Raw genomic sequence first — 10,752 nt, 5'->3', positions numbered from 1 at the left:
ACTCATTTGGTAGAAAACTTAGCAATACGTAAGACTAAGCAAGTATCCATAACAGTTGTGCTGGCGACAATAGCAAGAGTGAACCACCTGATCCCTTCCCGAACTCAGAAGTGAAACCTCTTAGCGCTGATGGTAGTGTGGGGTTACCCATGTGAGAGTAAGTCATCGCCAGCTCATTATTCGAAACACCCCAACCAAACGGTTGGGGTGTTTTTTTATGTGGAGAAAAGGGAAAGAAAAGAGGGAAAATAAACGGGATACGAAATAAAGCGCTGGATATCCAACGCTATAAATTTACATAAAACGATAAAATTATATTAACTGACGTCGCGCATGCTTTAATGCTGTTCTTAACCCTTCTTCTAACGTTGGATGATAGAAAGGTTTATCTAAAATTTCATGAATGGTTCGTTCTTCTGAAATCATCCAAGCTAATAAATGTGCCAAATGTTCAGCTTCCGCGCAGAATAGCTCAGCTCCTAATAGTTTATGGCTAATTGTATCCACGTATACTTCGGCAGCCCCTTTATTTTTAGCAGCAACAATCGCACGACCTTGTTTTTCATAAGAAACGTAACCAATGACGAATTCTGTGTTTTTATCTTGTAGATGCTTATAGCTTTGCCCAATGGTTGCCATTTGTGGTGTAGAAAATAAGATGCCTAGAGATGTTAGCATCTTGATGGGTTTAATTTGTGGAAACTTTAAACAGTTTTGTACAGCAAATTTACCTTCATGAGCTGCTTCATGTTGGATAGGGGTATTGGTATGTGCATCACCGACGATAAAAATAGGATAATCTGCTAATTGCTTTGTATGAGGGTTGATCGGTAATTTTTTTAAATCTTTAAATTCGGCACTTATACGTTCTAAACTTAAGGTATTTAATAATGTACGTCTGCCAGTTGCAGCTAAGACATAGTTAACTTGTAGCATTTTTTGTACGTTTTCTTCAGTGTAGGTTAGATGAACCAGATCGCCTTTAACAGAGTAATGTTCAGGTAAAATTTCAAACTTTAGCTTTAACTCTTTACTTAATTCTTCCTGTGCAAGCTTCTGTAATACGGGGCTAGTCAGTGAGCCAATTTTTCGACTACGTGCAAAAACAGTGGTGTTTACATTGAGGCGTGTTAAAGCTTGGGCTAATTCCAAAGCGATGACGCCACTTCCAATAACTGCGACTGATTTAGGGAGTTGTTCTAATTCAAATATCTGATCTGATGTAATTAATTTATCGCCTAATATTTGTTTTTGTTCAGCATCTATAGCAGGAGTTGTACCTACAGCAAGGATAAATGACTTGGCTTTAAATGTTTGGTTGTTTACTTGAATGGTATTTGAATCAATAAATTCAGCTTTACCTGAAATTTTATGTTGGCTTGGCCAACTTTCAACATCTTTTAACGTGGCTCTTGTAAAACGATCACGTAAGGTTTGAACATGTTGCATGACGCGAGAGGTATCAATTTCACTTTTGACATCTAGTCCTAAATTATCTGCATGTCTTATTTCGTACATACAGTTGGCAGTAGAGATAAGTATTTTACTTGGCATACAACCAACGCGTGCACAGGTAGTATCCCAAGGACCATCATTAATGATAAGAATATTTTGTGTTTTTTTAATTGCTTCTTTATAGGCTGAAATGCCTGCTGTTCCTGCACCGATAATGATGATGTCGTACATAAAATTCTCCTTCATACTTCAAATTTAACATATCAAACATTTGTCTTCCTTTTGTTTACATAAAGCTATAACTATGGTTACATAGCAACCAATAAATATTTATAACAACTCTATATATATTGAGGGTTTTAGGGGAATTCCATGCAAAAAAAACAAGTGACTATGAAACTGTCAGCTGTAGCTTTAGCCGTATTGTTAGCGAGTTGTGGCGGTGGTGGTAGTGATGGTTATTTTAATCAAGGGGAAAATAATAACGGGAACGGTTCTGGTAACGATAATGGGATTGAAACGCCTGTAGTTGCAAAATTAAATATTACAAATGTTGAACTTGCTGATAGTAATAATCTGAAAACTACGATCTTGACGATTTTAGGTGCAAGTGCGAGCGTAAAAGTAACTGATCAAAATGGACAGCCAGTAAGTGGTGCACTCGTTACGTTTACCGGTGAAAATATTACATTTGAAACTTCAAATGCAACAGTTCTTTCAAATGCTGAAGGTGTTGCTAAAATTGGTATTAAGCCGACCGATGAAACAAAAACAGGTATTTTTAAAATATCTGCAAATGCAGAGCTTAATGGGAATACTGCGAATACAAGCGATTCATTTGTTTCTGTTGAAGCACTGAAAACAAAATTTGAAAATTTAACTTTTGATCAATCAAGTATTGATGCTGGTGGATCGGTTAAAATTAGTTTAACAACTGTTGATGCTACTTCAAATGCGGTACAAAATAATGTACAAGTCAATTTTAAAGCTGATTGCGGTACGTTTACGAATAGTTCAGTAAACTCAAATCAAGGTTTGGTTGAAACAACATATACTGCAATTTCATCAGGTGGTCAGCTTTGCTCAGGCACCCAAGCAATTACAATTGCTGCGAATAATGGTGCAACCACCACTACTAAAAATATTACAATAAATCCTATTAAAGCCAATTCACTGGTTTATAGTTCAGGTGAAGTAAAACTTGGTGCTGCAAATAGCGGCTCAAGTGCATCTGGTAAAGTAGAATTTACAGTTTATTCAAATAATTTACCTGCTAAAAACCAAGATGTCTTGGTTGAGCTCATTTATGCACCAACTGATTTGAGTTTTATTGCATTACATAATAAGACACAGAAAGTTATTAAATCTAATGATGACGGTAAAATTGTAGTTGATATCTTCCCTGGTAGTTTACCTGGCCCTGTAGAATTAAAAGCAACATTAGTCAGTGATACAAGTGTCAGCGCATTAACTAAAGATGTTTCAGTGGCAACAGGCCGTGTTACACAAAATGGTTTAAGTCTATCTGTATCAAAAAATGCATTACAATGGGATGTTGATGGGGATAAAGCGACAATCGTTGCACGTTTACGTGACCGAGTAGGTAATAAAGTTCCTGATGGTACTGTTGTTAGTTTTGTCACCGAAGGCGGAAGTATTACACCAAATTGTTCTACGACTGATGGTGAATGTAATGTTGTATTACAGACTCAAAATCCACGACCTGCTGATAACCGTGTAACGGTATTGGCATATGTTGAAGGAGATAAGTCTTATATCGATAAAGACTCAGATAACCTATACACTGCAGGTGTGGATGAGTTAACAAGTAATATTGGTGACTTCTTCCGTGATGATAATGAAAACACGATTTTTGAAGCGGCTTTAGGTGAGTTTTTATATAAACGTGGAGCTGTAGGTAATACTTGTGCCGCAAGCACTTTCGGACAACCGAATATCTTAGGTACATGTAATACTGAGCTTTCTGCAGTTATTCGTCAACAACTGGTATTTTCATTTAGTAATGATGTTCCAACTATTACAAATCTAGCTGTATCAGAGACTAAGTCAAACTTCACTTTCAAATTATTTGGTAATAGCGCGCAATCTGTTCCAATGCCGACGGGTACGACTGTTGCAGTGAAAGCTGAAGATAATACCAAAGATAATGAAAAGTCTTGTTCGGCAGAGCTTTGGAGTGGTAATGCCACTGTACCTTCAGTGTTCAACCTGCTTACACCATCTACATTCTCTACAAGTTCACAAGTGTTTTACTCTTACCGCTTAAAAGAGTGTGACTCAGGCGATAGTTTAGTGCTTTCAGTGACAGCTCCGACAGGACAAATCACAAAACAAGAATATACGATTCGTTAATAAATAAAAAACAGCGCTTCGGCGCTGTTTTTTATTGTAGGGACTGTTCAATTCAAAGTGCAGTCCCGACACTTACACCAACGGTTGGACGTACATTCATAGAATTACACCCTGTTAGCAACAACGTTGTAAATAAAACGGTAAACACGAATTTAGTCATTGAGCAAACCTTGAGCCTTAGCTTGATTGAAAAGAGATGTCGAACGTGAGCCGCTGCGACAAATCATCAAAATGGGTTTAGGAAGCTCATTATAATATTTGGCAAATTCCTTCACGTCTGTTTGAGAAATTTTACCGCTTTGCACAGGTTGATACACAACACTCACATGAGACTTTTCTGCAATTCCTCGTAACTGTAAAACAGTCACTTCGTTGCCCGTCTCATTATCTGGTCGATTCACAATCACAGATTTAAATTTAAGTTGTTTGAGTAAACTTGAAAACTTATCTGTGGTCATTTGTCCAGATACACTTAAATTTGCATTTAAGGGCTGACTGTTATTATCTGCATATGTAGGTGCTGAGAAGATGCACGTTGCGATCAATAAAGCTTTTTGAATGAAAGCCTTAGTCATCCAAAAGATCCATCTGTTTTGCTAGTTGATACAGGTTGTTTGAACGGTTACCTGTACGGCAGAACATGAGAACTGGCTTTGGCAATTCATTAAAATGATTAGCAAAGTTACGGACATCTAGCTCAGAAATTTGACCCGCAACAACCGGTTGATGAACATAGTCTAAACCAGCGCTACGTGCTGCTTCTTCAATTTGAGCACTGGTTGGTTGCTCAGGACCACCTTCCATGTCAGGGCGGTTATTGATAATCGATTTAAAGCCTTTTTCAACCACTTGCGCTACATGTTCTGGGCCGATTTGACCTGCAAAACCAACATTTTCGCTCATTGAGTCACTCCATAATTTAATTCATAGATTTATGCTTTATGATAGCATTAAGCACAAACTTGAGCAGAATGTTCTTAAATTTTTATAAGCGATTACAACCATAAAATAACGCAATGGAGCGCGTATGCACGCCTATACAGTCGAACCACTGTATGTCAAAAGCGGACAAGATGTTATAGCTGCTGACTTTTATCGTCCAAAATCTGTTGAAAAACCTGCAGTCATTCTCATGGCACATGGTTTGGCGGCATTACGCCAATTTAAATTAGTGCAATATGCCAAGCGCTTTGTGCAAGCAGGCTATGCTGTCGTGTTATTTGATTATCGCTATTGGGGGGGCAGTACAGGGCGTCCGCGAGAGTTAGTAAACCTGAAGGCACAACTTGAAGATTGGCGGACCATGATCGATCATTTACAGCAGCGTAAATCGATTGATTCAAGACGCATTGTATTATGGGGAACATCGCTGAGTGGTGGCTATGTACTCAGTTTAGCGGCAGAGCTTAAAAATATTAAAGCGGTGATGGTACAAGTTCCATTTGTCGACGGCGCTGAAAGTGCAAAATTGTATCCCTTACAGCAATTACCTAAAGCGTTAAAATTATCGAGTCAGGACTATATGGGCTCTAAAGTTGGGATGAGCCCAACGACTTTACCTGTAGTTGATCCACATCGATTGTGTTTTTTACAGTCTGAAGACAGTTATGCGGGCTACTTATCGATTGTCAATCCTGATTTTTATTGGAGTGGAGAAATTCCGGCTCGGGCCTTTTTTAAGTTAATCCGTTATCGCCCAATATTGGATGTCCGAAAAATTAGCATACCAGTACTTTTTATTGCAGCCAAAGAAGATAGTTTGATTCCCATCGAATCAAGCCGAGAAACTGCGACCAATATTGCACCGTATGTGCAGTATTATGAGTGGGAAATGCAACATTTTGATATTTATCATGGGCAATGGTTTGAAAAAGCCATGGCAACCCAATTAGAATTTTTACATCAACATGTTGGAGTCAGCTAAATGATCGTTGTGTGTCCTGAATGTGGTGCAAAAAACCGTGTGCCTGAAGAAAAACTCGAAGTTGGACCTGCATGTGGTCAATGTCACCAAGCATTGATTCCATTGGCACCCATCGAGTTGAATGAAAAGAACTTTGCAAACTTTATTAGCAATAGTGATTTACCTGTGCTGATCGATTTATGGGCTGAATGGTGTGGACCATGTAAGATGATGGCGCCACACTTTGCACAAGTTGCAAAATCAAATCCGAAGGTGGTTTTTGCTAAAATTGATACCGAAGCAAACCCTCGATTGAGCGGTGCATTTAATGTTCGTAGTATTCCTACACTGGTTTTGATGAATAAAACCAACGAAATTGCTAGAATAAGTGGTGCAATGCGTGCTGGTGAGTTACAACAATGGCTCAATCAGCAGTTAAATCTACCTCAATAAATGTCAGCGCCAGGAGCTAAAGTGTCAGAAACTCATGTAAAACCTGAAGGAACGCTTTCCCTACAAACCATCGCGATGCCTGCAGACACCAACTGGAGTGGTGATGTTTTCGGTGGTTGGATCGTGTCACAAATGGACTTGGCCGGTGCAATTCACGCAGAGCGTTTCAGTCAAGGACGCTGTGCAACGATTTCAATTAACCAAATGACCTTCCTCGTTCCTGTGAAAGTCGGGGATGTCATCAGTGTATATACCAAAATTTTAAAAGTGGGTAATACCTCTATCCAAATGCAGATTGAAGTTTGGGATAGCCATGACAGCTCACGTGATCCAATTCGCGTAACCGAAGGTGTGTTTACATTTGTCGCTGTCGATGTGAAAGGTGCTAAGCGTCAAATTCCTGCGGATGCAAAAGCTAAATTTGCTGCAGATCAAGCTTAATTAAAGTATGACGCAATAAAAAAGCCGCTCAATCGAGTGGCTTTTTTATGAATAGTGACTGAGAAATTAGAACATCGTATTTGAATTGGCACTGGTTTCAGGAATGCTTTGTTGCACATCCCAATGTTCGACGATCTTGCCATTTTCAACACGGAAGATATCGATAATGGCTTCTCCACGGTCTTGCTTATTTTGCGTAGAGTGTACATGTAAATAGACCAAATCACCTTCGGCAGCGGCACGTTTGATCTGGTTTTTTGCTTCAGGATATTGTTTAAAATACTGGGTGAAATAATCGACAAAAGGCGCTTTGCCATCAGGTACATGCGGATTATGTTGAATATATTGATTGCCAATATATCGGTCAGCATATGTCTTAACCTGATGTTTAAGAAAGACACCTTCATAAAAATCAATCACGATTTTCTTATTTTCCGCCGCTTGGCTGGTTTGAATATTGCTTTCAGCCGTTTGATTTGGAGTCGTTGGCGTTGCAGGAATAGTACTTTGACATGCAGTTAAAAACACCGCCATGCCGATGAATGAAAGGGGAATGATTTTTTTCATAAAGTGCTCAATATATTTGTGTCGTGCAAGCATATTGAGCGGAATTAGGGCGTATAAATAGTAAAAAACAGTCTTGATTATGCTGAAATTTGGTAAAACTTACACTTACCTAAAAGTAAGTTTTATTTACATTTATTTATTTTTCAGAGCGGATTTTGCCACCCAAGCCCAAAGCATTTCGCATTGGATGGGTGCTTCACCAGATTCATCGGTGACTAAGACCTGTACTAAGGTTTCACCTTTTTCTGTGCTTTGCATTTGTTGTTGCTGTTCAGGTGTAAGTGTTGCGATGGCTTTCATCCCACCTTGGGTTGGACGTTTAAAATCAACTTTGAAGCTTTTAATCAGGACAATGGCGCTATCAGGGACGTTCATTGCTGTGACAAAACCTGTGGCTGTTTCTGCGATCAGCGCCATGGCACAGGCATGTACTTGCCCGATGTGGTTTTGCATCGCCTTATGATTGGCGATGCTCACCTCAACACGCTCAGGGCTGACATGTTGATATTGGATTTTAGCCGTTCCAACCATGGGCACGACACGACCAAAAGCTCGACTGAGCAAACGACTTTGAATACCTTTGGGTAATTTAGAGCTTGCTTTGACCAGTTTATTTAGACGATTTGGACGTGCCATATTGACCTCAATGGCAGTTGTGCTGCCTTAATCTTTAAAGTTGTTAAATTGAAGCGGCACACCAAACTGTTGCTCTTTTAAGAACGCCATCACTTGTTGCAAAGTGTCACGCTTCTTGTCAGTCACACGAATTTTGTCGCCTTGAATAGAAGACTGCACTTTAATGCCGCTTTCTTTAATGGCTTTATTGATTTTTTTTGCAGTATCAGAGTCAAGACCGTCTTTTAGTTTGATCACTTGAATGACGTTTTTACCAGAAGCAGTCATTTTTTGTGGATCGAGCGCTTGAATGTCGACTTTACGTTTGAAGAAATGATTTTCGAGCATGGTATACACTTGCTCACATTGGAAATCGCTTTCTGTTGAGATTTTGATTTCCTTATTTTTCTCATTTAACTCAATTGAAACGTCATGACCGCGGAAGTCAAAACGCGTCGCAATTTCTTTTTGCGTGTTTTGAACTGCATGATTTACTTCAAAAACTTCTAATTCGGAAACAATATCAAAAGAAGGCATAGATTAGACCTTTACAAAGGGAAAGAATATCTGAGATGCTAGGGATGTTTTCTTCATTTGCCAAGTGTTGTTTACATCAAAAGGAGTGCGCAATGATCCGTAAACAAGAAATTACAACATTTGAGTTCCCAGAAGACTCGATTATCTGGGATGTTCGCGATGCAAGTGCTTATGCTGAGGCACATGTGAAAGGTGCGGTTAACCAACCGATCACCGCATTGTCATCAGATGCACTGACTCAGGTGTCAACGGATCAACCCATTTACATTTTATGTGGTGGCGGAAGTAAAGCTCCACGTGCAGCAGAGTTACTAGAGGGTTTTGACAGCTCACGTGAATATGTAATCTTAATGGGCGGCACGCGTGCTGCTCGTGATGCCGGTCTTCCTTTGGAACAAGGGAAATAAGATCGAATCAAAAAAAGCGCCGAAAGGCGCTTTTTTATTGCGGATTATTTTTCTTGAGGTGGAGATGACGGCATCTGACCCTGAAAATAAGGCTTCTTGGTTTTTTGTTTCGCTTTGGAGCGTCGTATAAAACGTGCTGCATGAATTTTATCGAGTAGCTGAGTTGGAATCGGGCAGGCTTCTTTTAAGACCAGTGCGGCAATGATTTCACTACAGAGCGGGGCATACAGGAAACCTTTAGAACCGAGTCCACTGCAGCTATAAATGTGCTGATCTTCATGAACTGCACCAATCACCGGAAAAAAGTCTTTTGTCTGTGCGCGAATCGCGGCACGTCCTTGCCATTGCTCAATCGGTGCTAAGGTTTTGGCAAAGTCGGGGAACACACTGTGGATAAGTTCATAGTTATGCACATGATCTTCTGTGAGAACGTCGGTGTCATCACGGCCGGGATAAAATGACGCGCCCATAATCATCTGTTCGGCATCCAGTTGTATACAATAGCCCCCATAACTATAGGCGGTATGCATATCCATTTGTTGAGCGGGATTGTTCAACCAACTGACTTGTCCACGAATGGCACGCAGTTCTGGATAATCTGTTTGTAGCTGCATGCTCTCACGTGCCGCACAGAGAATGACATGTTCGGCAGATGGAAGCTGCTGATCCTGTGTAAATAGCGCAACGCCATTTTGTTGTTGTTCAATGCGTTGAATATCTGCTTGTAACAATTCAATGTGCGGATGTGCCAAGATTTGGTCACGAAGCTGATGTGGACTGACTGCACCTGCTTGTTTGAGGAGCAGGGTTGAATATGTTGAGGCTAATTGATTTAGCGTGCCTTCTTCAGCAGCTAACACCTCTGAAGGATAACTTTGAGCTAACTCAAGGTGTTCTGCTTTATTTTTTAAAATAGATTGGTGAATCTGTAAGGGACGAAATGCCTTGAAGTTTTGATAATGCTTGAGCGCATATAACCAACTCAGGGTCATCAGATGTTCAGCACTTTGTTCAATTGGACAGAGTTTAGGGTTGAGTAAGGCAAGAGGATTACCCGACCCACCGCTGAGTGGTGCTGATTTCTCGTAAATACGCACGTGATGCCCGCGTTGAGCAAATGCCCAAGCACAGCTTAAACCGGCGATGCCAGCGCCAATAATCGCGATTTGACGGGGCTTATGTCCTAGAGCGATTTTAGGATTTTTTTTTTCGTCTAAAGTGGGAAGGTCAGCAACATCGGATTGATCATCTGATCTTTCAGGTGCGAGCCAAAAGGCTTTGAGCATTTCACGCTTATGAGCAAAGCCACGTGGTCGTGTAATGGTAATACCATGCTCACGTAAGCCGCGTTTCAGTACACCTGCCACACTAAATGAGGCGAAGGTTGTCCCAATGTCCGATAGACGCACGATATTTTTGAGTACGTTTTCTTCCCACATGTCAGGATTACAGGCAGGTGCAAAACCGTCCAAGAACCATGCATTGACCGTAGCAGTTTTTGCCATGACGGGAAAAACGTCGTGTGCATCGCCTAACCAAAGATCAATTGAAAAACGTTCTTCTGGAAAATTGAGTCGATGACATCCCGCAATAGGTTCAGGATATTGCGCAATCAGTTGCTGTGCCAATGGCTGTAATTCAGGCCATGCATTTAATGCACGAATGAGGTCTACTTTAGATAAAGGGAATTTTTCTACAGAAATGGCATGCAGATGACTGTGATTATCTGGACGAACCTGTTGCCATAATTGCCACAGAGCCAAAATATTTAAGCCTGTACCAAAACCTGTTTCGCCGACACTGAAATATTCAAAATCAGTCAGTGCCGCAAGGCGAGTGTCGAGGTCATTCCCTTTTAAAAACACATGACGTGTTTCGAGTAGGCCATTGTCCTTCGAAAAATACACATCACCAAACTGTTTAGACACTGGAATATCAATGCCATCGATCATTTGCCAATCGAGATCGGCAGTCTGAATTGCACCTGACAAAACTCAAGCA

At 40.4% G+C, this 10,752-nt stretch carries 12 protein-coding genes and 1 rRNA gene; 6 read left to right on the top strand and 7 right to left on the bottom strand.

Annotated elements, in window-relative coordinates; translation table 11 throughout:
* The first annotated feature begins 59 nt into the window (after positions 1-59).
* Positions 60-174, top strand: a 5S ribosomal RNA gene (rrf, locus tag B1202_RS14540).
* Between the two features lie 138 nt (positions 175-312).
* On the opposite strand, the gene B1202_RS14535 is transcribed toward rrf, so the two are convergent.
* The gene (locus B1202_RS14535; protein ID WP_078191324.1) at positions 313-1,686 is read right to left on the bottom strand and encodes a dihydrolipoyl dehydrogenase; all 1,374 of its coding nucleotides are present in this window, start codon (positions 1,684-1,686) and stop codon (positions 313-315) included.
* Positions 1,687-1,827: 141 nt separating this feature from the next.
* Between B1202_RS14535 and B1202_RS14530 the strand changes: the two genes are divergently transcribed.
* Complete coding sequence (locus tag B1202_RS14530; RefSeq protein ID WP_078191323.1) at positions 1,828-3,828, top strand: Ig-like domain-containing protein; 2,001 nt, start codon at positions 1,828-1,830, stop codon at positions 3,826-3,828.
* A gap of 152 nt (positions 3,829-3,980) precedes the next feature.
* Here B1202_RS14530 and B1202_RS14525 read toward each other — a convergent pair whose 3' ends face one another.
* Positions 3,981-4,403, bottom strand: coding sequence for a beta-lactamase hydrolase domain-containing protein (locus B1202_RS14525; protein ID WP_078191322.1), 423 nt, complete (start codon positions 4,401-4,403; stop codon positions 3,981-3,983).
* On the bottom strand, positions 4,396-4,731 hold the full coding sequence (locus B1202_RS14520; RefSeq protein ID WP_078191321.1) for a TIGR01244 family sulfur transferase: 336 nt from the start codon (positions 4,729-4,731) through the stop codon (positions 4,396-4,398). The genes B1202_RS14525 and B1202_RS14520 overlap by 8 nt, the downstream gene beginning before the upstream one ends.
* Positions 4,732-4,855: 124 nt before the next feature.
* On the opposite strand from B1202_RS14520, the gene B1202_RS14515 reads away from it, so the two are divergent.
* From B1202_RS14515 to B1202_RS14505, 3 genes are read left to right on the top strand one after another with little or no spacing between them, the layout of a single operon-like run.
* Positions 4,856-5,752: an alpha/beta hydrolase gene (locus tag B1202_RS14515; protein ID WP_078191320.1), complete on the top strand. Its 897-nt coding sequence runs from the start codon at positions 4,856-4,858 to the stop codon at positions 5,750-5,752.
* Positions 5,753-6,184, top strand: coding sequence for a thioredoxin TrxC (gene trxC / locus B1202_RS14510; RefSeq protein ID WP_078191319.1), 432 nt, complete (start codon positions 5,753-5,755; stop codon positions 6,182-6,184). It begins immediately after the preceding gene.
* Between the two features lie 21 nt (positions 6,185-6,205).
* Positions 6,206-6,625 carry an acyl-CoA thioesterase gene (locus tag B1202_RS14505; protein ID WP_078191328.1) on the top strand — a complete coding sequence of 140 codons (420 nt, stop codon included), beginning with the start codon at positions 6,206-6,208 and terminating at the stop codon, positions 6,623-6,625.
* A 66-nt stretch (positions 6,626-6,691) separates the two neighbouring features.
* Here B1202_RS14505 and B1202_RS14500 read toward each other — a convergent pair whose 3' ends face one another.
* The 3 genes from B1202_RS14500 to B1202_RS14490 form a co-directional block, all read right to left on the bottom strand.
* On the bottom strand, positions 6,692-7,192 hold the full coding sequence (locus tag B1202_RS14500; protein WP_078191318.1) for an ester cyclase: 501 nt from the start codon (positions 7,190-7,192) through the stop codon (positions 6,692-6,694).
* Between the two features lie 132 nt (positions 7,193-7,324).
* Entirely contained in the window at positions 7,325-7,828 is a 504-nt protein-coding gene (locus tag B1202_RS14495; protein ID WP_078191317.1) for a DUF4442 domain-containing protein, read from the bottom strand.
* A gap of 27 nt (positions 7,829-7,855) precedes the next feature.
* Positions 7,856-8,344 carry a YajQ family cyclic di-GMP-binding protein gene (locus B1202_RS14490; protein ID WP_078191316.1) on the bottom strand — a complete coding sequence of 163 codons (489 nt, stop codon included), beginning with the start codon at positions 8,342-8,344 and terminating at the stop codon, positions 7,856-7,858.
* Between the two features lie 92 nt (positions 8,345-8,436).
* Here B1202_RS14490 and B1202_RS14485 point away from each other — a divergent pair, with 92 nt between their 5' ends.
* Positions 8,437-8,751: a rhodanese-like domain-containing protein gene (locus tag B1202_RS14485; protein WP_078191315.1), complete on the top strand. Its 315-nt coding sequence runs from the start codon at positions 8,437-8,439 to the stop codon at positions 8,749-8,751.
* Positions 8,752-8,795: 44 nt separating this feature from the next.
* On the opposite strand, the gene mnmC is transcribed toward B1202_RS14485, so the two are convergent.
* Entirely contained in the window at positions 8,796-10,742 is a 1,947-nt protein-coding gene (mnmC, locus tag B1202_RS14480; RefSeq protein ID WP_078191314.1) for an FAD-dependent 5-carboxymethylaminomethyl-2-thiouridine(34) oxidoreductase MnmC, read from the bottom strand.
* Between the last annotated feature and the right edge of the window lie 10 nt (positions 10,743-10,752).

This window comes from Acinetobacter amyesii (assembly GCF_002018365.1).
GTDB lineage: Bacteria > Pseudomonadota > Gammaproteobacteria > Pseudomonadales > Moraxellaceae > Acinetobacter > Acinetobacter amyesii.
The sequence above is the reverse complement of the archived record's forward strand: the minus strand, read 5'-3'. Positions and strand labels throughout refer to the sequence as shown.

Coding starts and splice junctions, on each gene's coding strand:
- B1202_RS14515 (WP_078191320.1), top strand. CDS start 4,856: ATGCACGCCTATACAGTCGAACCACTGTATGTCAAAAGCGGACAAGAT.
- B1202_RS14490 (WP_078191316.1), bottom strand. CDS start 8,344: ATGCCTTCTTTTGATATTGTTTCCGAATTAGAAGTTTTTGAAGTAAAT.
- B1202_RS14495 (WP_078191317.1), bottom strand. CDS start 7,828: ATGGCACGTCCAAATCGTCTAAATAAACTGGTCAAAGCAAGCTCTAAA.
- B1202_RS14520 (WP_078191321.1), bottom strand. CDS start 4,731: ATGAGCGAAAATGTTGGTTTTGCAGGTCAAATCGGCCCAGAACATGTA.
- B1202_RS14485 (WP_078191315.1), top strand. CDS start 8,437: ATGATCCGTAAACAAGAAATTACAACATTTGAGTTCCCAGAAGACTCG.
- B1202_RS14530 (WP_078191323.1), top strand. CDS start 1,828: ATGCAAAAAAAACAAGTGACTATGAAACTGTCAGCTGTAGCTTTAGCC.
- B1202_RS14525 (WP_078191322.1), bottom strand. CDS start 4,403: ATGACTAAGGCTTTCATTCAAAAAGCTTTATTGATCGCAACGTGCATC.
- B1202_RS14535 (WP_078191324.1), bottom strand. CDS start 1,686: ATGTACGACATCATCATTATCGGTGCAGGAACAGCAGGCATTTCAGCC.
- B1202_RS14500 (WP_078191318.1), bottom strand. CDS start 7,192: ATGAAAAAAATCATTCCCCTTTCATTCATCGGCATGGCGGTGTTTTTA.
- trxC (WP_078191319.1), top strand. CDS start 5,753: ATGATCGTTGTGTGTCCTGAATGTGGTGCAAAAAACCGTGTGCCTGAA.